This is a genomic window from Paractinoplanes durhamensis, from assembly GCF_016862175.1.
GTDB classification, from domain to species: domain Bacteria; phylum Actinomycetota; class Actinomycetes; order Mycobacteriales; family Micromonosporaceae; genus Actinoplanes; species Actinoplanes durhamensis.
Genome location: NZ_BOML01000036.1, coordinates 170248 through 191574 on the forward strand (window position 1 = coordinate 170248; position 21327 = coordinate 191574).

The window sequence follows — 21327 nt, forward strand, 5'->3', positions numbered from 1 at the left end:
CGCCAAATGGTGTCAGATCTCGTCGATCAGGTCGGCCACCGAATTGACGATGCGGGATGGGCGGAACGGGTAGCGGTCGATGTCGGCTCGGGCGCTGATGCCGGTCAGGACCAGGATCGTCTCCAGGCCTGCCTCCAGGCCGCACAGGATGTCGGTGTCCATCCGGTCGCCGATCATCGCCGTACTCTCCGAATGGGCCTCGATGGTGTTCAGCGCGGACCGCATCATCATCGGGTTGGGCTTGCCTACGAAGTAGGGGTCCACGCCCGTCGCCTTGGAGATCATCGCCGCCACCGAGCCGGCCGCGGGCAGGGCGCCCTCGTTGGACGGGCCGGTCGCATCCGGGTTGGTGCAGATGAAGCGGGCGCCGCCGTCGATCAGGCGGATGGCCTTGGTGATCGCCTCGAAGCTGTAGGTGCGGGTCTCGCCGAGCACCACGTAGTCGGGGTCGAACTCGGTCAGCACGTAGCCGGCCGCGTGCATCGCCGTGGTCAGGCCGGCCTCGCCGATCACGTACGCCGTGCCGCCGGGGCGCTGGTCGGCCAGGAACTGGGCGGTGGCCAGCGCCGCCGTCCAGATCGACTGCTCGGGGACGTCGAAGCCCATCCGGCCGAGCCGGGCCTGCAGGTCGCGCGGCGTGTAGATCGAGTTGTTGGTGAGGATGAGGAACGGCTTGCCGGACGTCTTCATCCGGTTGACGAACTCGGGCGCGCCCGGAACCGGCACACCCTCGTGGACGAGGACCCCGTCCATGTCGGTGAGCCAGCTCTCGATGGCCTTGCGCTCTTTCATCGCATTTCCTTCTCTCAGCGCCGCTGCGGCGCGGGACAGCAGCCACCGGGGCAGTCGTCCCAGATCGGGAGCGTACCGAGTCGTTCCCGGGCACGCCCCTGGGTCCGTTCCTCGACGAGGTGCCGGACCATCGTGACGAAGCGGGGGTCGATGTTGGGGGTGGCCGCGCGGGCGTAGCCGAGCCCCAGCTTCTGCGCGGTCTCCAGCGCCTCGTTGTCGAGGTCCCAGAGCACCTCGAGGTGATCGGAGACGAACCCGATCGGGCTGACCACCACGTCGGTGACGCCCTGCTCGGCCAGCGCGGCCAGGTGGTCGTTGACGTCCGGTTCGAGCCACGGCACCTGCGGCGGGCCGGAGCGGCTCTGCCAGACCAGGTCGTAGGGCAGATCGGGGGCGGCCGCGGCGGCGACCAGCCGGGCGGTCTCCGCCAGCTGCGCGGTGTAGCGGCCACCGGTCGGGCCGGCCGTCTGCGCCATGCTCACCGGGATGCTGTGCGCGGTGAAGACCACGCGGGTGCCGGCCCGGCGCGACGGTTCCAGCTTTTCCAAGGCTTGCTGTACGGCGTCGACGTGCGGCCCGACGAAGCCGGGATGGTCCCAGAACTGGCGCAGCTTGCTGATCCGCGGGGCGCGCGGGCCGACCGCGGCCCGGGCCCGGTCGATGTCCTCCCAGTACTGCCGGCAGGAGGAGTAACCGCCGTACGCGCTGGTGGCGAGGCCGAGGGCGGAGGTGACACCGTCGTCGCGCATCCGGGCGACAGTGTCCTCCAGCATCGGCTGCCAGTTCCGGTTGCCCCAGTACGTCGGCAGGTCGACGCCGTGGGTCTCGAAGTCGGCGTCGACCGCGGCCAGCAGGTCACGGCACTGCTGGTTGATCGGCGACACGCCGCCGAAGTGCATGTAGTGCTCGGCGACGGCGGCGAGTCGCTCCTCGGGGACACCGCGCCCGCGCACCACGTTGCGCAGGAACGGCATCACATCGTCAGGCTTCTCGGGACCACCGAAGGACAGTAGAACGAACGCGTCGTAGACCACCCGTCCATACTTCCACCGGGTCAGGCACCCAGGGCGTGGTAGCCCCCGTCGACGTGCACAACCTCACCCGTGGTGGCCGGGAACCAGTCGGACAGCAGCGCGCAGACGGCCTTGCCGGCCGCCGACGTGTCGTGCAGGTCCCAGCCGAGCGGAGCGCGGTTGGCCCAGGCGTCCTCGAACTGCTCGAAGCCGGGGATCGACTTGGCGGCCATCGTGCGCAGCGGGCCGGCCGAGACCAGGTTGCTGCGGATGCCCTGCTTGCCGAGGTGCAGCGCGAGGTAGCGGGAGGCGGACTCGAGCCCGGCCTTGGCGACACCCATCCAGTCGTAGACCGGCCACGCCTTGGTGGCGTCGAAGGTCAGGCCGACCACGCCGGAGCCGCGGGTGAGCAGCGGCAGGCAGGCGACCGCGAGCGACTGGTACGAGTAGGTGGAGACCTGCAGCGCCTTGGCCACGTCCTCCCACTGGGCGTTGAGGAACTCGCCGCCGAGCACGCTCTGCGGGCCGAACGCGATCGAGTGGACCACGCCGTCGAGGCCGTCGACGTGCTCGCGCACGTTGCCGGGCAGCGCGGCGAGGTGCTCCGGGTCGGTCACGTCGAGCTCGATGACCGGCGGCGGGGACGGGAGGCGCTTGGCGATGCGCTCGACCAGCGACATCCGGCCGAAGCCGGTCAGCACGACGGTCGCGCCCTGCTCCTGGGCGATCTTCGCCACCGAGAAGGCGATCGAGGCGTCGGTGATCACGCCGGTGACGAGCAGCCGCTTGCCGGCCAGCAGTCCAGACACGGGGTATTCGCTCCTAATATTCGTTTGGGATGACTCAGTGGCCCATGCCGAGGCCGCCGTCGACCGGGATCACGGCGCCGGTGATGTAGGCGGCCGCGTCCGAGGCCAGGAAGGTCACGGCCGCCGCGACCTCGTCGGTGGTGGCGAGCCGGCCCGCCGGGACCGCCTTGATGATCTCGGCCTGGCGCGCCTCGGACAAGGCTGCCGTCATGTCGGTCTCGATGAACCCGGGCGCCACCACGTTCGCGGTGATGTTGCGGCTGCCCAGCTCACGAGTAATGCTGCGGGCGACGCCGACCAGGCCGGCCTTGCTCGCCGCGTAGTTCACCTGACCGGGTCCGCCGTACAGGCCGACCACCGACGAGATGAAGATCATCCGGCCCCACTTGGCCCGGAGCATCTTCGAGCTGGCCCGCTTGGCGACCCGGAACGCGCCGGTCAGGTTGGTGTCGATGACCCGCTCGAACTGCTCGTCGCTCATCCGCAGCAGCAGCGTGTCGTCGGTGATGCCGGCGTTGGCCACCAGCACCTCGACCGGGCCGAGCTCCTTCTCCACCTCGGCGAACGCGGCGTCGACCGCGGCCGAGTCGGTGATGTCGCACTGCACGCCGAACAGGCCCTCGGGTGCGCCGCTGCCCCGGTGCGTCACGGCGACCCGGTCGCCCTGCTTCGCGAACGCCTGCGCGATGGCGAGGCCGATCCCCCGGTTGCCACCGGTCACCAATACCGTGCGAGCCACGACGACACGCTCCTCATACCCAGGTAGGGGGTGCCGGTTGGCACCACGGGGTCACGACGGCCCGGCAACATCGCCGTAACCTGCCCGGATGGAGACTATCGGCCCGCCGATCCGGCGCAATGCCACGGGGCCGCTGCGCAGGCTTCTGACCCGCCGGGAGACGCCCAGGCCGCCGGCCCGGCGACGACTGATGGCGTACGTGCTGCCGCTGGGCCTGCTCGCCCTGGCCGGCCTGGGCCTGGCCGCCGACCGGTACCTCGCCGACAACCGCGTCCTCCCCGGGATCGTGATCGGCATCATCGCGGCCGGCTCGGTGCTGCCGGTGGCGTTCTCCTACCGGCTGCCGATCTGGGCCTGGCGGATCGCGTACCCGATGATGTTCCTGGGCGTGATCAACGCCGCCCCGAAGGAACCGTGGCCGTGGAACACCGTGCAGATCCTCGGTTTCCTGATCGTGCTGGGCCGGCTCGCGGTCACCCAGGAGTCCGGGCTGACCATCTGGGCGACGGCACTGAGCCTGATCCCGGTGTTCCTGTTCGCGAAGGAGACCAACGCCTGGGGCGCGGCGGTGCTGCTGGTGGTGATCGCGGCGATCGGCGACATCATCTACCGGCGCGGCCGCACCGGCGAGTTGCTCGCCGAGAAACTCGCCGAGGAGGAGGAGCTCACCGAGCTGGAGCGGGCGAAACGGGCGGTGCTGGAGGAGCGCACCCGGATCGCCCGGGAGATGCACGACGTGGTCGCCCACCACATGTCGATGATCGCGGTCCGCGCCGAGACCGCCCCCTACCGCCTGCCGGAACTGCCGGCCGACGCCCGGGAGGAGCTGGCCGGCATCGCGGTGGCCGCCCGGGCGGCGCTCACCGACATGCGGCGGCTGCTCGGGGTGCTGCGGGCCGAGCAGGACTCGCCGGAGAAGGCGCCGCAGCCGGGGCTCGCCGACGTGGACCGGCTGGTCACGACCGCACGGGAGGCGGGCGTCGAGGTCGCCTACGAGCGGACCGGCATCGCCGACCTGCCCGGGACGGCCGGGCTCACGGCGTACCGCATCGTGCAGGAAGGCCTGGCCAACGCCGGGCGGCACGCGCCCGGTAAGCCGGTGACCGTCGCGGCTCGCGGCTTTGCCGACCGGCTCGAACTCACCGTGCGCAACGAGCTCGGCGAGGAGCCGGCCGACGCCGGCGGCCACGGGCTGATCGGGATGCGGGAGCGCGTCACACTGCTCGGTGGGACGCTGCACGCCGGGCCGGTCGACGGCGAGTTCGTGGTGCACGCCGTCCTCCCCCTCGAGCCGCGTCATGACCGAGCGAAGCGAGCGTCATGATCGCGCTTTTGGTCCTTCGTTCTTTCGGGAGGAAGCCCCATGATCAAGGTGCTGATCGCGGACGACCAGGCGATGGTCCGGCAGGGGTTCGGCGCGCTGCTCGGCAGCCAGCCGGACATCCTCGTCGTCGGTGACGCGGCGGACGGCGCCGCGGCCGTCAGCCAGGCCCGTGACCTCGCCCCCGACGTGGTGCTGATGGACATCCGGATGCCGGTGATGGACGGCCTCGAAGCGACCCGGCGGATCGGCGCCGGGCCGAAGGTGCTCATCCTCACCACCTTCGACCTGGACGACTACGTGTACGAAGCACTGCGCGCCGGGGCCAGCGGCTTCCTGCTCAAGGACGCGCCCGCCGCCGACCTGATCAACGCGGTCCGGGTGGTGGCGGCGGGCGAGGCCCTGCTCGCGCCGTCGGTGACCCGGCGGCTGATCGCCGAGTTCGCGGCCCGGCCGAACGCGAACCGGCCCCGGCCGGCCGCGCTGAACGCGCTCACCCCGCGGGAGACCGACGTGCTGCGGCTGATCGCGCGCGGCCGGTCCAATCAGGAGATCGCCGAGGAGCTGGTGGTGGCCGAGCAGACGGTGAAGTCGCACATCGGACGGATCCTGGCCAAACTCAACCTGCGCGACCGGGCCCAGGCGGTCGTCTTCGCCTACGAGACCGGGCTCGTCATACCTGGGTAGCACCGTCGAAGGTGGTCCGCGGGGTGACGACCGCGGGGGCTTTCCGGCCGGACTCTGCGGCCCATGCGAATCCTCCCGAGCGTCCTGGCCCTGACCCTCCTGCTGCCGATCCCGGTCTCCGCGCCACCCGCGGCCGCCGCCGCCGGGCCTGCCCACCTGCCGGCCTTCACCGAGGCCTACCGGGAGACCGCGGTGCGGATGCTCGCCACCGGCTGCCCGTACGCGACGTGGGCCGCGCAGGGCCGGCACTTCCTCTTCTTCGACCCGGCCGGCGACGGGCGGGCCGCCGAGGTGTTCGGCAACCTGGCCACCGCGTCCCGGATCGCGATCCTGGTGCCGGGGGTGGACACCACCCTCGCCGACTTCGACCGCGGCCTCGGCGGGGTCGCCCGGCGCGCCCCCGGCGTCCAGGGCCGCACCCTCTACCAGCAGCTCAGCAAGCGGGACCGGGACGTCGCGGTGATCTCCTGGCTCGGCTACGACCCGCCGGAGGGGGTCGGGCCGGCCGCCGCCACCTACGGCCGGGCCCGGGCCGGCGCCGCCCTCCTCCGGCAGTTCGTCCGCGACGTCACCGCGCAGCGGCCGGCGGCCGCGGTAACCCTGATCGGCCACAGCTACGGCTCGCTGGTCGTCGGGCTGGCCGCGAAGGACCTTCCCGAGGTGCACGATCTGATCGCGCTCGGCTCGCCCGGCATGGGCGCCGGCCGGGCCGCCGATCTCGGCGGCGCGCGGGTCTGGTCGGCGCTGGCCCCGCACGATTGGATCCGCCGTATCCCGCAGATCCGACTCTTCGGTCTCGGCCTCGGAAAACGGCCGTCGTCCCCCGGGTTCGGCGCGTTTGCGCTGCCCACCGACGGTGTGGCCGGGCACGATTTCTACCTCACCGAGGGCAGCGCGACCCTGCGGGCGGTCACCGATGTCGTCCTCTCGGGTGGTCCTGGCCACGACCGGGCAGGCCACGTTTCTTAAGCGACAATTAAGGGGTACAGTCTCCGACGGCCCGACTGCACGACTACTTCTGGAGGTGATCGCTGTGCGAGATAGCGATCCTCCTAGTCGTGGCCGGGTCCGCCGTCAGCGTTCCTGACCGCTGACGCGCTTCCCGCCCCGCATCCCCGGACACACCGCTTCACCGCGGTGTTGCCGACCCTGTCGTGTGCGCCGCGACGCCGGGATGCGCGGGTGCCGGCCGCGACGTGATCTGCGCGCTTCCATCGCCAGTCACCGAGCGGAAGTTGTCTGCCATGAAGAACTTCATCGCCCCCCTGAGCTTCACCCTCGCCGCCGCCTGGGTCGTCGTGCTGTTCGTGCTCGTGCACAGCAACCCGTAAAGCCCTCAGGTCACGGCAACCGTGACGTCCACAACAGACTCAACGCGGCCGCCACCAGGCCGAACAGCAGGGCCACCCCCGCGTACCACTGGGTGACCTCGCGCGACTCGACCCGGTGGCCGATCGAGCTGCCCATGTCCTCGTAGACCTTCTTCAGCTCGCCGAGCGAGGCCGCCTCGTAGTAGTAGCCCTCGGTCGACTCGGCCAGCTGCTGCAGGGACTGCCGGTCCACCGGGACCAGCTTGTTCTCGCCCTGGATGTTGACCACACCGGTGTCGGTGCCGAACGCGATCGTCGACACCGGCACGTTCGCCGCCTCGGCCGCCGTCGCCGCGTCCTCGGTCGACCGGCCCGACGTGCGGTAGCCGTCGGAGAGCAGGACGATCCGGGCCGGCGGGGCACCGTTGGCGCCGTCCGACGGCACGGTACGGATCGCGTCGAGCGAGGTGAACACCGCCTCCCCGGTCGCGGTCGCCTCGGCCAGGGTCAGCCCGTCGATGCCGGCGATCACCTCGGAGCGGTCCTTGGTCGGCGACACCAGCACGTTCGCCGCCTTCGCGAACGACACCAGGCCCAGGTTGTAGGTGACCGGCAGCTCGTTCACGAACGCCTTGGCCGCCTCCTGCGCGGCCTCCAGGCGGTTCGGGGCCACGTCGTCGGCGTCCATCGACAGCGACACGTCGATCGCCAGCATGACGGTGGCCCGTTCGAGCGGCTCCTGCTTGTCGACCGACGGGCGGGCCAGCGCCGCCCCCAGCAGGAACAGGCTCAGCAGGAACGCCACCGCCGACACGTGCCGCCGCCAGCCCAGCCCCTTGGGGGCGAGGGTGCGCAGCAGGTCGACGTTCGTGAAGCGCATCGCGTAGGTGCGGCGCCGGAACTGCCGCCACACGTACACGCCGGCCATGGCGAGGACGGGCAGCACGGCCAGCAGCCACCAGGGCTCCAGAAAACGGATCATCGGGTGGTCCCCCGGGTGCGTGCGTGTCGCTGGGCGGCCACGAAACGGACCATGTCCAGCAACCAGTCGGTATCGGTGCGCAGGCGCAGATGGGCGGCGCCGGCCGCGCGCAGCGCACGGGCGATCTCGCCGCGCTGCTCGGCCGCCGCCTCCGCGTAGCGCTCGCGCAGTGTGGCGTCGGAGGTCTGCACCTCGTGCAGCTCGCCGGTCTCCGGGTCGGTGAGAGCGAGCACGCCCACGTCGGGCAGCTCCAGCTCGCGCGGGTCGACCACCTCGATGGCCAGCACGTCGTGCCGCACCCCGAGCTTGCGGACCGGGCGCGACCAGCCGTCCACCGGCGCCATGAAGTCACTGATGACCACGGCGACGCCACGGCGGCGCGGTGGCCGGTTGAGCAGATCGATCAGCTCGCCCAGGTCGGCGCGGCCGGGGCGGACCTCGGTGCGGGCGATCGTCCGCAGCAGGCCCTGCGCCTCCTTACGGCCCGGCCGGGCCGGGAGCCGCACCACCGGCGGGTGGGTGGGCTCGGCGGCTTTCCGGCGGCCCTTTTTGAGTACGCCACTGCCGGTGCCCACCACCGCGCCGATCCGGTTGCCCCCGCGGACGGTCAGGTGCGCCATCGCGGCGGCGGCCGCGATCACCAGGTCACGCTTGAGCCACTGGGCGGTGCCGAAGTCGAGGCTGGCCGACAGGTCGACCGCCATCCACGTCTCCAGCTCGCGGTCGGCGACCGTGCGCCGCACGTGCGGCTGGGTGGTGCGGGCGGTGACCGGCCAGTCCATCCGGCGCACGTCGTCGCCCGGGCGGTACTCCCGGGACTCACCGGCCTCGGTGCCCGGGCCGGGCAGCAGACCGGCGTAGTCGCCCTGCAACAGGCCGTCGAGCTTGCGGGTGACCAGCAACTGCAGCCGGCCGAGCACCGCCTCGGCGCGGGCCGCGCCCTCCAGCGCCGGTGCCTCGATGCCCGGCCCTAAAGCTGAGCCGGCCATCCGCCACCTGCCTGGGGACCGGCGCCCACCGGGGCCGCCATGGGCGGGACACCGTTGGGCGAGGTGCCCTGCCGGGATGCCACCGACGGCATCGGAACGCTCTGCATGATCCGGGCGACGATGTGGTCGGCCGGGATGTCGTCGGCCAGCGCGTCGTAGCTGAGCACCAGCCGGTGCCGCAGGATGTCCGGCGCGATGTCCTGCAGGTCCTGCGGCAGCGCGTAGTCGCGGCCGCGCAGCAGCGCCAGGGCCCGGGTGGCCCGGACGATGCCCAGCGATGCCCGGGGGCTCGCACCGTACTGGATCAGCTGCGCCACGTCCGGCATGCCGTGCTGGGCCGGGGCGCGGGTCGCCAGGACCAGCCGGACCGTGTAGTCGACCAGGGCGTTGTGCACGAACACCTGGTCGGCGCGGCGCTGCAGGCCGAGCAGATCCTCCGGGGTGAAGACCGTCTTCGGCTCGGGCGCGCTCACGCCCATCCGGTAGACGATCTCGCGTTCCTCGGCGTCGGTCGGATAGCCGACCAGGATCTTCATCAGGAACCGGTCGCGCTGGGCCTCGGGCAGCGGGTAGACGCCCTCCTGCTCGATCGGGTTCTGCGTCGCCATCACCAGGAACGGGTCGGGCACCTCGTGGGTCTGCCCGCCGATCGACACCTGGTGCTCGGCCATCACCTCGAGCAGCGCCGACTGCACCTTCGCCGGGGCGCGGTTGATCTCGTCGGCGAGCAGGAAGTTGACGAACACCGGGCCGAGCTCGACGTCGAACTTCTCGTTCGACTGGCGGTAGATCCGGGTGCCGACGATGTCGGCCGGGACCAGGTCGGGGGTGAACTGGACGCGGGAGAAGGTGCCGCCCACGACCTTGGCGAGGGTCTCCACCGCGAGGGTCTTGGCCACGCCGGGGACGCCTTCGAGCAGGCAGTGGCCGCGCGCGAGCAGCGCGACGAACATCCGCTCGACCATCCGGTCCTGGCCGACGATCACCCGTTTGACCTCGAACATGGCGCGTTCCAGCTGGGACGCGTCCTGGGACGGGGGCACGGGTACGGGTGCGCCGTTGGAGCTCGGCCCGCTGAAACTCGGGTCGGAATCGGGCATGTGTGGCTGGGCCACCGGTCCTCCACAGCGGTCGCGGCTTGAAGCTGCTATCTAACCCTGCCGGCGCCAAGCCGACGAACAAGACTTACACGACCCACCTGAAAGCGCGCTCGGTGTAGGCGTAATACGCGCTGTGGCCGGTCACCCGCCATGGCCCGCTCGTGTCGATCTTTCTGCGCGATGCGCCGGAACGGGCACCCGAGGCGGGAGGATGCGCATCCACGAGAACCGTGTAACATTCGATCCGTCGCCGGGCGACTTCCCCCGTGGTCGCCCGGCGCTCAAGCCTAGGAGCCCCCGGTCCGCAAAAAGCGCGGACCGGGGGCTTTCGCCATTCCTGCTCCGGGGCCGAGCCCCGGACACCCCACGGTGCCGGGGTGGGCCCGGGTGGGCGCCTACGCTTGCCGGGTGGTCGAGGAATTGAAGCCCCAGTGTTCCGCCAAGGGATGTCGTGCGGCTGCTTCGTGGGCTTTGCGGTGGAACAATCCGAAGCTGCATACGGCCGATTACCGGAAGACCTGGCTGGCCTGTGAGCAGCACCGGGAGTCGCTCGGTGAGTTCCTGTCGCTTCGCGGATTCCTGCGCGAAGTGACGCCCTTCGGTGCGATCTCCTAGGCTTGCGGGGTGACCGAGCCGTCCGCGCCCGACGCACTGACCCCCTGGCCCGACACCGTCGACTGGCGCCCGGTGTCGCCCAAGCTGATCACAGTGGAACTGATCACCCGCGTCGTCTGGGTCGTCGTGCTCCTCGCCGGCCTCGGCATCGGCTGGTTCTTCGCCCCGCACTGGACGTGGGGTGCCGGCATGGCGGCCGTCGTCGTCTACGGCGTCTGGCGGTCCATCGTCACCGTCCGGGCCGTGCACGCCTGGGGCTACGCCGAGCGCGACCAGGACCTGCTCGTCCGGCACGGCCTGCTGATCCGGCGGCTGTCCATCGTCCCGTACGCCCGGATGCAGTTCGTGGACGTCACCGCCGGCCCGCTCGAACGCGCGTTCGGGCTGGCCACCGTCCAGTTGCACACCGCCTCCGCGGCCAGCGACGCCCGGGTGCCGGGCCTCCCGCCGGCCGAGGCGTCCCGGCTGCGCGACCGGCTCACCGCCCTCGGCGAGGACCGGGCCGAGGGGTTGTGAGCACCGCCCCGCCCCAGGAGGCAGCGGACGAGCCCCGACGCCGGCTCCACCCGCTGAGCCCGATCCTGCACGGCGCCAAGAGCATCGCCGTGGTGGTGGCCGCCCTTTCCTGGCAGACCCTCTCCCAGGTCGGTCTGGAGCGCTTCGCGCTGGTCGTGCTGGTGCTCGCGGTCGGCGTGGTGATCTTCTCGCTGGTCGGCTGGCTGACCACCGGCTACCACGTGGTCGGCCGGGAGCTGCGCATCTCCGACGGCCTGATCTGGCGCCGCAACCGGGCCATCCCGCTCGAACGCCTGCAGGCCGTCGAGCTCCGCCGGCCGCTGCTCGCCCAGCTCACCGGGCTCGCCGAGCTCCGCCTCGAGGTGGTCGGCGGCGGCAAGACCGAGGCGCCGCTGGCCTACCTGACCGTCCGGGACGCGGCCGCCCTGCGCGAACGCCTGCTCGCGCTCGCCGGGCGTACACCCGCGGGGGAAGCGCAGGCGGACGCCGGACCGCAGGCCGCGGCAACCGCCGCGACCACCCTCGAACGCCCGCTGCTCCGGGTCGCCAACCGGGACCTGGTGGTCAGCCAGCTGCTCACCCCGCAGGCGATCTTCCTGCCGGTCGGCATCGCGTTCGTGGTCATGCAGTTCGTGCTCGAGGCGCAGTGGACCTTCATCGGCATCGCCAGCACGTTCACCGCGATGGCCGGTGTGCTGCTGCAGCCGGTGCGGCGGGTTCTGCAGGACTGGGATTTCCGGCTCGCTCGGGACCAGGGCGGGCGGCTGGTGGTGCGCTACGGGCTGCTCGAGACGCGCAGCCAGATCGTGCCGCTCAAGCGGGTGCAGTCGGTCGGGGTCACCTGGCCGCTGCTGTGGCGCGGGCAGAAGTGGCTGCACCTGCGGCTGGACATCGCCGGGTATGCGGGCGAGCCCGGCCGGGACAGCAAACGGTCCGACCGGCTGCTCCCGGTCGGCGACTTCACCACCGCCCGGGGTCTGGTGTGGGAGGTCCTGCCCGGGGTGGACCTCGCGATGCTCGCCACCTCGCCGCCGCCGGCCCGGGCCCGCTGGCTGCACCCGTTCGCGCTGCGCTACTTCGGCGCCGGGCTGACCCCCGAGGTGTTCGTGACCAGGTGGGGGCTGGTCACCCGGGAGGTGAGCCTGGTGCCGTACGCCCGGCTGCAGAGCGTCCGGGTCATGCAGGGACCGCTGCAGCGGTGGCTGGGGCTGGCCACGGTGTACGCGGACACCGCCGGCGGCCGCTCCGGCCAGGCCCGCGACCGGGATCTGGCCGAGGCGTGGGCGCTCGCCGAGCAGCTCGCCGTCCGCGCCCGGATCGCCCGCGGGCCGATCGTGACCGCTCCCCCCGCGTCGCCGACGTTCTGGCAGCCGCCGGTGCGGCCGTAAGCTCAGCGCATGGAGCTTCCGGAGTTCGCCCCCGGTCTCAGCGCCCGGGTGGAGTTGACCGTCACCGACGCCGACACGGCCCAGTCGCACGGGTCCGGTGACGTGCCGGTGCTCGGCACGCCGCGGGTTCTCGCGCTGGCCGAGGCCGCCACGGTGGCCGCCACCGCCCGGCAGATGCCGGGCGGGATCACCACGGTCGGGGTCCGGGCCGAGGTGGAACACCGGGCGCCCACCCCGGTCGGCCGGCTGGTCACCGCCCTGGCCACGCTCACCAAAGTGGACGGGCGCCGGCTCACCTTCGAGGTCGTCCTGCGCGACGGCGAGGACCTGATCGCCGAGGTCCGGGTCGAGCGGATGATGCTCGACCGGCAGCGCTTCATCGCCCGCGCCCAGGGCGAGTCCTAGACCAGGGCTCCCCACCGGGCGGTCAGGTCCTCGTTGGTCGGCATCGCGGTCGCGCCGCCCTGGCGCTCGCACACCAGGCCGGCCACCGCCAGGGCGAAGCGCACGTTGCTCTGCCAGCCCGCCAGGCCGGGCGGGAAGCCGGTGGACAGCAGCCGGCTGATCAGGGCGCCCATCACCGAGTCGCCGGCGCCGGTGGCGTCGACCGCGTCGACCTTCGGCGCGGTCAGCATGGCGGTGCCGTCCTCGGCCGCCACGAACGCGCCCCTGGCCCCCCAGGTGACCACGACCGCCTTGGCGCCGAGCTTGCGGATGTGCTCGGCCGCGGCCGGCGGCTCGGCACCGTCGTAGAGCACGGCCGCGTCGGCGGAGCTCAGCTTGACCAGGTCGGCGGTGGCGAAGAACTCCTCGACCATGGTGCGGACGGTGTCCAGGGCGGCGGCGTCCGGCAGCAGGGTCGGGCGGATGTTCGGGTCGAAGACCCGCAGCGGCCCCGGGACCTGCCAGGCGGCCCGGGCCGCGTTCCGGAACGGCTCCCGCAGCAGGCAGATCGAGCCGGTGTAGAGCACGTCGGCCGCGGCGATCTCGGCGGTGTTCAGGTCGCCCGGTTCGAGCAGCGCGTACGACGGGGGCTCGCCGTAGAACGTGAAGGTCGGCTCGGCCCCCTCGAACGTCGTCACCGCGAGCGTGGTCGGGACCGGCACCCGCTTGACGCCGTGGATGTTCACGCCGGCCGTGCGCAGGAACGCGGACAGCCGGTCGCCGAGGATGTCGTTGCTGAGCGACCCGACGTAGCGCACGTCGCCGCCGAGGCGGGTGGCGCCGACCGAGACGTTCAGCGGCCCACCGCCGATGGCCTGCCGGTAGATCAATTCGCCGCTCAGATCGGACTCCAGCAGATCGACCAGAGCCTCCCCGAGCACCACCGCGTAACCCATGCCGACCCCTCTCGCCGCGCCGGATCTCAGCCTTACGCCCCGATCCGTTCCGCGCCAGTTTTCTGCCCTGGTCGAAGAGCGATAAGTGCGTATTTGGCATTATTTGGCCATGTTGACCCACGCTCTCGCTCTCGCCCTTCCGCTCACCATGATCACCGGCGCCGGCCCGGTCGTCGCGAGCGGGACGTTCCAGCCGTTCACCGCCGGCGCCACGGCGGTCACCTACGACCCGGCGGCGGTTCCGGCCGGCGCGACGGCTCAGCTCTCGATCATCAAGACCGGATACGAGACTTCGGTACGGCTGGTCGTCACCGGGCTGGTCGGCGGCCGGATGTACGGCGCGCACCTGCACACCGCGCCGTGCACCGCGGTCCCGGCCGAGGCCGGCCCGCACTACCAGAACCACCCGGACCCGGTCTCCCCCTCGTCGAACCCGGTCTACGCCAACCCGCGCAACGAGATCTGGCTGGACTTCACCGCCGACGCCACCGGGGCCGCCACGTCCTCGGCCAGCCACGGCTGGAGCTTCCGCGCGACCGAGCCGCCGCGCTCGGTGGTCCTGCACGCCGAGCACACCCACACCGCGCCCGGCCAGGCCGGCACGGCCGGCCCCCGACTGGCCTGCCTGACCCTGCCGGCCTGACCCACCCACTCCGCCGCAGCGTGCGCTACGGCCGCTCGCCGCGGCCGGTCGCGTGCGGCAGCCGCCGGAGGCGGGGTTCGCGACAGTGCGGTCGGGGCGTTGTGGGGCGTACTCTCCGCAGCTTTTGATCTTGACGTAGACGCGGTCTCCTTGTTGTCGGGGGTAGGCGGTAACGTCGGGGGCGGATCGAATAACGGGAGGCACGATGGCCGAGAAGAGCGCGGCGGCGCCCAAGACCGAGTCGCATGACCCGGATTTTCCGGAGGCGTTTCTGCAGTTCATGCGCAAGGGGTGGCGGGATGAGGAGCTGACCGTCGCGCCGCGGGCCGAGGTGCCCAACTACGAGAAGCGCCGGGCCGACCTGTCGTCGGCGTTCCCCGGCGAGACCCTGATCATTCCCAGCGGCAATGAGAAGGTCCGGAGCAATGACACGGAATACCCCTTTCGTCCCGGTAGTGACTTCTTCTACCTGACCGGCGACCGCGATCCGGACAGCGTCCTGGTGCTGCACCCGACCGGCAGCGGGCACGAGGCCGTGCTCTTCACGCACCAGCGCAACTCCAAGGACACCGACGCGTTCTTCCGCAGCCGCAACGGCGAGCTGTGGGTCGGGCGCACGCACACCCTCAGCGAGAAGTCCACCGAGCTCGGCCTGCAGACCGCGCCGCTCGGGGCGCTCGGTTCGGTGCTGGCCGGCTCCGCTCCGGGGCGCACCCGGGTGCTGCGCGGCTTCGACGCGAACGTCGACCGGGCGATCCTGGCCTACGAGCCGGACAAGGAGAAGCCGCGCGACCGCGAGCTCGCCTGGACCCTGTCCGAGCTGAAGCTGGTCAAGGACGAGTGGGAGATCACCCAGCTGCAGGACGCGATCGACGCGACCGTGCGCGGGTTCGAGGATGTCGCGCGCGTCCTGCCGGCCGACCGGGCGGTCAAGGAGCGCCTGCTCGAGGGCGTGTTCGGCCTGCGGGCGCGGCACGACGGCAACGACGTCGGCTACGGGTCGATCGTGGGCGCCGGCGCGCACGCGACGATCCTGCACTGGGTGCGCAACACCGGCGTCACCACGCCCGGCGACCTGCTCCTGATGGACATGGGCGTCGAGGGCCACAACTTCTACACCGCCGACGTCACCCGGACGGTCCCGGTCAACGGCGTCTTCACGCCGCTGCAGCGGCAGGTCTACGACATCGTGCACCAGTCCCAGCAGGCCGGGATGGACGCGATCCGCCCCGGCGTGGAATACCGGCACATCCACCGCACCTGCATGCGGGTGCTCGCCGAGGGCCTGCACGACCTGGGCCTGCTGCCGGTGAGCGTCGACGAGGCGATGGACGAGAAGAGCACCGTCTACCGCCGGTGGACGCTGCACGGCTTCGGCCACATGCTCGGCATCGACGTGCACGACTGCTCGAATGCCCGCAACGAGAACTACCGGGACGGAAATCTGGCCGAGGGCTACGTGCTGACCGTCGAGCCGGGCCTCTACTTCCAGCCGGAGGACGAGCTGGTGCCGGCCGAGCTGCGCGGCGTCGGCGTGCGCATCGAGGACGACGTGCTCGTCACCGCCGACGGCTACCGGAACCTGTCCGCCGGGCTGCCGCGCTCGTCGGCCGACGTGGAGGCGTGGATGGCCGCACAGCGCGAAGCCGGGCCACGCCTGCCGGAGTGACCCTCTTTCAGGAATTCCACACGTCGTAGTCGGAGACGGCGAAGCATTCCTTGCTGTCGTCGGCCTTGATGACGACCGAGATCGGGTGGCCGTTGACGGCGTCGTAGGTGGACTTCACCGCGGCGCCGTCGTCGATCGCCGTCCGGGCCATCGTCATCAGCTCGGCCAGTGTCGGGACGTCGATCTCCTCGCCGTCCTGGCCGGCCGCCGGGCCCAGGTCAACGTTCGCGCTCGGGGACGCCACCGTGGAGGATCCGAGCCGCTTCGCCGACTCCACATCGCCGGATTTCACGACCACGTTGTACCGCCCGAGCGGGGCCTTCGCGTCGCAGCCGCGGGTCAGCGTGTAGCTGTACTGGAAGGGCTCCGCGAACACCGGCGCCTTGTCGGCCGAGACCGGCTTCGGGGCCGGCGAGGCGGACGCCGAGGCGCCGTTCCACGTCGGGGTCTCGGCGTGCGACGAGCACCCGCCGACGAGCGCCATCAGGGCCAATCCGCCGACGATCACACCGAGCCGCACCACTGCCTCCACCGCGAGTTTTTCCACGTGCGGCGCAATGTAGCGCAGCCAAGCTTGCGATTGCCTGTCGGCCGCGATTTCGGGCAGAAATGCACGTATGTCCGGATATCGTAGCGGGGTGCACAGGCGGACCTTTGTTCTCGGCGGGATCGGCGCGGTGGTCGCACCCCGGTCCGGCTTCGCGGCGTACCCGTTCTCGCTCGGCGTCGCCTCCGGGGAGCCGGCGCCGAACACCGTGGTCCTGTGGACCCGGCTGGCGCCGGCGCCGCTGGATGAGGACGGGCACGGCGGGATGCCGCCCGGCGACGTCACCGTCGATTGGCAGGTGTCCGCCACCGCCACCTTCGCCGCTCTCGTGTCGTCCGGCACCGCCGTCGCCCGCCACGACAGCGCGCACGCGGTGCACGTGATCGCGGGCGGCCTCGCCCCGGACGCCGAGTACTACTACCGCTTCCGCGCGCAGGGGCACATCTCGCCGGTCGGCCGCACCCGCACCGCTCCCCTGCCCCAGGCGGCCGGCCGGGACCTGACGATGCTGTTCGCCTCGTGCGCGAACTTCGAGGCCGGCTATTTCACCGCCTACCGGCGGATGGCCGAGGAAATGCCGGGCCTGATCCTGCACCTGGGCGACTACCTCTACGAGGGCGCCGGCAAGCCCGGGCACGTGCGGCAGCACCTCGGCCCGGAGATCCTCGACCTGGCCGCCTACCGCCGCCGGTACGGGCAGTACAAGACCGATCCGGACCTGCAGGCCGCGCACGCCAGCGCGCCGTGGCTGGCGGTGCCGGACGACCACGACGTCGAGGACGACTGGGCCGGGCCGCACCGGCTCGACGACTTCCCGCCGCTGACCGCCGCGCAGTGGACCGCCCGGCGCGCCGCGGCCTACCGCGCCTACTACGAGCACCTGCCGCTGCGGCCCCGCTCGACGCCGGCCGGCACCGCCATGCGGCTGTACCGGCGGGTGCCGTGGGGCCGGCTGGCCACCTTCCACATGCTCGACACCCGCCAGTTCCGCGACCCGCAGGCGTGCGGCGGCCGGTGGAAGGTCTGCGCCGACGCGGATCTGCCCGCCCGCAGCCTGCCCGGCGCCGCCCAGGAGGCCTGGCTGCTCGACGGTCTCGCCCAGCACCGGGGCACCTGGGACGTGCTCGGCCAGCAGGTGTTCTTCGCCGATCAGCGCAACGCGTTCGGCTCCGGCAACATGGACGCGTGGGACGGCTACCGGGCCAGCCGGGACCGCCTGCAGCGCGGCTGGGTCGATCGCCGGGTGCGCAACCCGCTGGTGCTGACCGGGGACATCCACACCGCGTGGGCCAACGACCTCAAGGCCGACTACGACGATCCGCGCTCGCCGACCGTCGGCACCGAGCTGGTCTGCACGTCGATCACCTCGCGCGGGGACGGGTCGGCGGCGACCGCGGTGCCGACCGCCGACGTCAACCCGCACCTGAAGTTCTACTCGGACCGGCGCGGCTACGTGCGCACGACGATCACGCCGGCGGCGGTCCGGGCCGACTTCCGCGGGGTGGACGCGGTCAGCACGCCGGGCGCGGCCGTCCGGACCGTCGCGTCCTTCGCGATCCTCGACGGCCGGCCCGGAGTGCAGCGCCTTTAGAGATCGGCGACGAACACCGCCACCGACCGGGCCGGGACGGTCAGCACGCCATCGGCGCCGGCGGTGGCCGTGCGCAGCAGCGGGTCGGCCGAGGCGACCTGGTCGGGGTGCGGTTTCAGGTCGACGCCGGCCAGCATCGGCACCGCCTGGGTGGTGGGGTGCTCGGTGGCGTTGAAGACGGTCACGACCGAGCGCCAGCGCGGGTCGAGGCCGGTGCCGTCGAGGCACATGACGATCACGCCCGGGGACTCGCCCGGGCCGCCCAGCGGGAACTCCAGGCGGCGCTGCACCTCCTCGGCGGTCGGCAGCCCGAAGACCGGCGACGAGCGGCGGATGCGCAGCAGCTCGCGGTAGCGCTCGGCGGTCATCGCGATCAGCTCCGGCGACGGGACCAGCGACGGCTCGGCCAGCAGCGGGCGGGCGAAGTGCCACTTGTCCTCGTTGTCGCGGGCCGGCGGCAGGCCGATGCCGAAGCCGTTGCCGTGGGCCGGGTTCCAGCGGATCTGGTTGAACCAGTCGCCCGAGTCGAACGAGTTGCGGTCGAGCGACTTGGACCGCAGGCGCTCGCTGCCCAGCGCCATGAAGCCGATGCCCTGGCTCAGGACGACCATCGACAGGGCGAGGATCTGCAGCCGGGCGCGGTCGACCGGGGCGGTGTCGAGCGGCAGCTTGAAGGCGAGCGCGTCGTAGAGGATCTCGTTGTCGTGGGCGTCCACATAGTTGATCGTCTCGGCCGGGGTCAGCGCGTAACCGCTGGGTGAGCCGTTGTAGTCGATCTGGGCGCCGCTCTGCTCGGCGCCGGTGTGGGTGACGAACCGGTAGGTCGACAGGGCGCCGGACAGGCCCACCTTGAGCCGGTCGTGCACGGGCAGCGGGGTGTGCGCGCCGAGGCCGCTGGCGAACCCGCGCTCGGTCGGGTCGCCGAACGAGCCGCCGCCGCGGACCGCGTCGCGCAGCCGATCGTTGAACGTGCCGATGCCGGTGCCGGCCATGTTGACCTGGGTGGCCTGGGCGAAGCGGGCGTCGTACGCCACCTCGCCGAAGTTCCAGCCCTCGCCGTACAGGTAGATGTCCGGTCCGTCCGGCAGGTGGTCGAGCGCGACCCGGACCTCGAGGATGTTGGCCCGCGGGTGGTGGCCCATCAGGTCGAAGCGGAAGCCGTCGACCTTGTACTCCCGGGCCCAGGTGACGATCGAGTCGACCACGAGCCGGCCCATCATCAGGTGCTCGGTCGCGGTGTTGGGGCAGCAGGTGGAGTCGGCGGTGCTGCCGTCGGCCAGCTGCCGGTGGTAATAGCCCGGCACCACCCGGTCGAGGACGCTGAGCCGGTGCAGCCCGTCCTCCATGGCGTGGTTGTAGACCACGTCCATGACGACCCGCAGACCGGCGTCGTTGAGTGCGGCCACCATCTTGCGGAACTCGAGGATCCGGGCCGGCCCGGACGGGTCGGTGCTGAAACTGCCCTCGGGGGCGGTGTAGTGCCACGGGTCGTAGCCCCAGTTGAAGCCGTCCCGCTCGGCGACCGCCATCACCGCGTTCTGCTGCTCCGCCGAGTCGGGCGGGAAGGACGCCAGGTCGCAGGCGGGCAGCAGCTGGTCGGCGCGGCGGTCGGGCACGGTCGCGAAGTCGAACGCGGGCAGCAGGTGCAGGTGGGTGAGGCCGGCGTCGGCGAGCGACCGCAGGTGCCGCATGCTGACCGACCCGGAGCGGGTGAACGCCGCGTAGGTCCCCCGCTCGGCGGCGGGCAGCGAGTGGTCGAAGATCGAGAACTCGCGGATGGAGACCTCGGCGATCTGCATCCGGGCGGGCGGGACGGCGGGCGGCTTGCCGAGCGCATCCCAGCCGGGCGGGATCAGCTCGGGGTCGGCCAGGTCGACCAGCAGGCTGTGGGTCGAGTCGGCGGCCAGGCCGACCGAGTAGGGGTCGGTGACGCTGGTGGTGACGATCCGCTGGGCGGCCGGGTGCCACACCTCGACCCGAAACCGGTAGTAGCGGCCCAGCCATTTGCGCTTGCCGGCGATCGACCAGACGCCGGTGAGGGCGTCCCGGTCCATCGGCAGCACCTTGGCCTCCTCGCCGGGCGCCCGGAACAGCTCCAGCTCGACCGTGCGGGCGGTGGGCGCCCACACCGACAGCTGCGGCCGGTCGTCGGTCATCACCACGCCCAGCTCGGCGTCGGCGGCGTCGGCGTAGAGGTCGTCGAGGACGCCGGGCAGCTGCACGCCGGTGATCGCGGTGACCGTGCCCTCGGCGTCCCGGCCGACCGCCAGGACCTGGCCGCGCAGAAGGTAGCCGAGGGCGGCGTCGCCCAGCTCGCGCACCGAGAACGCCCGGTAGGCGCGCAGATGCGGGAAGCGCCGGCTCTGCGCCTGGAACAGCCCGCCGGGCCGCGGGGTGAGCGGCAGCGTGGTGAACTCGCCGGTCAGCTCGTCGCCGCCGCGCCGGGCGGTGCCGCCGGCCGACGCGACGAGGGTGAACGTGGCGGCCCGCGCGGCAAAACTCTCGGGCAGCGCGATCGTGGTGCGGTCGAGGAAGACGGCCAGCTGGCGGGCCGGGTCGAGCTCGGGGCCGAGGGTGCCCAGATCGGGGCGGACCGGCGCGGCGGTGCCGGCCAGCATCCACACCTCGCGGCTGACGGTGAGGTCGAGCCGCTGGTCGTCGGGCAGGTCCTTGGTGTCGCCGCGGTGCAGCACGAAGCGCAGGCCGGCCGCGTCGGGCCGGACCGGCACCCGGAAGACCGCCCCGAACGCGTCGTAGGTGGCCGGGTGGATCGGGCGGTCCCAGACCGGCTTCTTCGGGGTGCCCTCCCAGGCGTGCAGGCCCCAGCCGGCGTAGTCGCCGCCCGGCCGGCGGTAGTGGATCACCACGTCGTCACCGTCGGCGGCGGGCACCGGGGTCGGTGGCTCGGTGTAGATGCCCGGGTCGCCCGGGCGCAGCCAGATCTCCGGGGTGACCGCCGGGTCGATGTGCCGGTCCTCCGGGACGTCCTTGGCGCCGGCGTGGTCGACCAGCACGAAGCCGACGTGGTGGGCGTCGTCGGCCAGCCGCACCCAGGCGAACCGGCCGTAGGCGTCCTCACCGGCAAAAGGGGAGCCACCCGGATAACCCGCGTCCTGCCCCGGTGCGAGATCGCCCCACGCGTGCAGCCACCAGGCGCCGTACTCCCCGTCGGGGCGGGTGTAGTGCACGACCAGCCACTGCGGGCGGCTGCGGGCGGAGGGTGGCGCGGTGGGCGCGATCTCGATCGTCGTCACCGGATCATCCTCGCACCGGGAT

At 72.1% G+C, this 21327-nt stretch carries 20 protein-coding genes; 10 read left to right on the top strand and 10 right to left on the bottom strand.

Features of this window, described 5'->3' with window-relative positions:
* Positions 1 to 12: 12 nt before the first annotated feature.
* Genes Adu01nite_RS22830 through Adu01nite_RS22845 form a run of 4 tightly spaced genes read right to left on the bottom strand, consistent with a single transcriptional unit; the run spans position 13 to position 3353 of the window.
* Positions 13 to 855, bottom strand: coding sequence for an HAD-IIA family hydrolase (locus Adu01nite_RS22830; RefSeq protein ID WP_203729098.1), 843 nt, complete (start codon positions 853 to 855; stop codon positions 13 to 15).
* On the bottom strand, positions 807 to 1826 hold the full coding sequence (locus tag Adu01nite_RS22835; RefSeq protein WP_203728988.1) for a ferrochelatase: 1020 nt from the start codon (positions 1824 to 1826) through the stop codon (positions 807 to 809). Before Adu01nite_RS22835 ends, Adu01nite_RS22830 begins: the two co-directional genes overlap by 49 nt.
* 20 nt (positions 1827 to 1846) lie before the next feature.
* Positions 1847 to 2614, bottom strand: a complete 768-nt coding sequence (fabI, locus tag Adu01nite_RS22840; RefSeq protein WP_203728990.1) for an enoyl-ACP reductase FabI — start codon at positions 2612 to 2614, stop codon at positions 1847 to 1849.
* 34 nt (positions 2615 to 2648) lie between these two features.
* Complete coding sequence (locus Adu01nite_RS22845; protein WP_203728991.1) at positions 2649 to 3353, bottom strand: beta-ketoacyl-ACP reductase; 705 nt, start codon at positions 3351 to 3353, stop codon at positions 2649 to 2651.
* A gap of 88 nt (positions 3354 to 3441) precedes the next feature.
* On the opposite strand from Adu01nite_RS22845, the gene Adu01nite_RS22850 reads away from it, so the two are divergent.
* The 3 genes from Adu01nite_RS22850 to Adu01nite_RS22860 all read left to right on the top strand — a co-directional run bounded on the left by Adu01nite_RS22850 (position 3442) and on the right by Adu01nite_RS22860 (position 6330).
* Positions 3442 to 4677, top strand: coding sequence for a sensor histidine kinase (locus Adu01nite_RS22850; RefSeq protein WP_203728994.1), 1236 nt, complete (start codon positions 3442 to 3444; stop codon positions 4675 to 4677).
* Positions 4678 to 4716: 39 nt separating this feature from the next.
* A complete protein-coding gene (locus Adu01nite_RS22855; protein ID WP_203728996.1) occupies positions 4717 to 5361 on the top strand; it encodes a response regulator in 645 nt (214 codons plus the stop codon).
* Between the two features lie 63 nt (positions 5362 to 5424).
* Positions 5425 to 6330 carry an alpha/beta hydrolase gene (locus Adu01nite_RS22860; protein WP_203728998.1) on the top strand — a complete coding sequence of 302 codons (906 nt, stop codon included), beginning with the start codon at positions 5425 to 5427 and terminating at the stop codon, positions 6328 to 6330.
* A gap of 372 nt (positions 6331 to 6702) precedes the next feature.
* On the opposite strand, the gene Adu01nite_RS22865 is transcribed toward Adu01nite_RS22860, so the two are convergent.
* The 3 genes from Adu01nite_RS22865 to Adu01nite_RS22875 are packed head-to-tail and all read right to left on the bottom strand — an operon-like array spanning position 6703 to position 9757.
* Positions 6703 to 7653, bottom strand: a complete 951-nt coding sequence (locus Adu01nite_RS22865) for a VWA domain-containing protein (protein ID WP_203729000.1) — start codon at positions 7651 to 7653, stop codon at positions 6703 to 6705.
* Entirely contained in the window at positions 7650 to 8642 is a 993-nt protein-coding gene (locus Adu01nite_RS22870; RefSeq protein WP_203729001.1) for a DUF58 domain-containing protein, read from the bottom strand. Before Adu01nite_RS22870 ends, Adu01nite_RS22865 begins: the two co-directional genes overlap by 4 nt.
* Complete coding sequence (locus Adu01nite_RS22875; protein ID WP_203729003.1) at positions 8624 to 9757, bottom strand: AAA family ATPase; 1134 nt, start codon at positions 9755 to 9757, stop codon at positions 8624 to 8626. The genes Adu01nite_RS22870 and Adu01nite_RS22875 overlap by 19 nt, the downstream gene beginning before the upstream one ends.
* Positions 9758 to 10150: 393 nt before the next feature.
* Between Adu01nite_RS22875 and Adu01nite_RS22880 the strand changes: the two genes are divergently transcribed.
* The 4 genes from Adu01nite_RS22880 to Adu01nite_RS22895 are packed head-to-tail and all read left to right on the top strand — an operon-like array spanning position 10151 to position 12666.
* Positions 10151 to 10357 (top strand): hypothetical protein, encoded by a 207-nt coding sequence (locus tag Adu01nite_RS22880; protein ID WP_203729005.1) that lies wholly within the window; start codon positions 10151 to 10153, stop codon positions 10355 to 10357.
* Between the two features lie 9 nt (positions 10358 to 10366).
* Positions 10367 to 10873: a PH domain-containing protein gene (locus Adu01nite_RS22885; protein WP_203729013.1), complete on the top strand. Its 507-nt coding sequence runs from the start codon at positions 10367 to 10369 to the stop codon at positions 10871 to 10873.
* Complete coding sequence (locus Adu01nite_RS22890; protein WP_203729015.1) at positions 10870 to 12261, top strand: PH domain-containing protein; 1392 nt, start codon at positions 10870 to 10872, stop codon at positions 12259 to 12261. Before Adu01nite_RS22885 ends, Adu01nite_RS22890 begins: the two co-directional genes overlap by 4 nt.
* Before the next feature lie 9 nt (positions 12262 to 12270).
* Positions 12271 to 12666, top strand: coding sequence for a thioesterase family protein (locus Adu01nite_RS22895; RefSeq protein ID WP_203729017.1), 396 nt, complete (start codon positions 12271 to 12273; stop codon positions 12664 to 12666).
* Here the strand turns inward: Adu01nite_RS22895 and Adu01nite_RS22900 are convergent.
* Entirely contained in the window at positions 12663 to 13601 is a 939-nt protein-coding gene (locus Adu01nite_RS22900) for a carbohydrate kinase family protein (RefSeq protein ID WP_203729019.1), read from the bottom strand. The two genes, Adu01nite_RS22895 and Adu01nite_RS22900, sit on opposite strands and share 4 nt — an antisense overlap.
* A gap of 109 nt (positions 13602 to 13710) precedes the next feature.
* On the opposite strand from Adu01nite_RS22900, the gene Adu01nite_RS22905 reads away from it, so the two are divergent.
* Together Adu01nite_RS22905 and Adu01nite_RS22910 are read left to right on the top strand one after the other, a co-directional pair.
* A complete protein-coding gene (locus tag Adu01nite_RS22905) occupies positions 13711 to 14244 on the top strand; it encodes a superoxide dismutase family protein (protein WP_203729021.1) in 534 nt (177 codons plus the stop codon).
* A 205-nt stretch (positions 14245 to 14449) separates the two neighbouring features.
* Positions 14450 to 15913 (top strand): aminopeptidase P family protein, encoded by a 1464-nt coding sequence (locus tag Adu01nite_RS22910; protein ID WP_203729022.1) that lies wholly within the window; start codon positions 14450 to 14452, stop codon positions 15911 to 15913.
* A gap of 7 nt (positions 15914 to 15920) precedes the next feature.
* Here the strand turns inward: Adu01nite_RS22910 and Adu01nite_RS22915 are convergent, their stop codons facing one another.
* A complete protein-coding gene (locus tag Adu01nite_RS22915) occupies positions 15921 to 16460 on the bottom strand; it encodes a DUF6174 domain-containing protein (RefSeq protein WP_239132630.1) in 540 nt (179 codons plus the stop codon).
* Between the two features lie 91 nt (positions 16461 to 16551).
* Here Adu01nite_RS22915 and Adu01nite_RS22920 point away from each other — a divergent pair, with 91 nt between their 5' ends.
* The gene (locus Adu01nite_RS22920; RefSeq protein ID WP_307836646.1) at positions 16552 to 18051 is read left to right on the top strand and encodes an alkaline phosphatase D family protein; all 1500 of its coding nucleotides are present in this window, start codon (positions 16552 to 16554) and stop codon (positions 18049 to 18051) included.
* Here Adu01nite_RS22920 and pulA read toward each other — a convergent pair.
* On the bottom strand, positions 18048 to 21305 hold the full coding sequence (pulA, locus tag Adu01nite_RS22925) for a pullulanase-type alpha-1,6-glucosidase (RefSeq protein WP_203729025.1): 3258 nt from the start codon (positions 21303 to 21305) through the stop codon (positions 18048 to 18050). The two genes, Adu01nite_RS22920 and pulA, sit on opposite strands and share 4 nt — an antisense overlap.
* Positions 21306 to 21327: the final 22 nt, after the last annotated feature.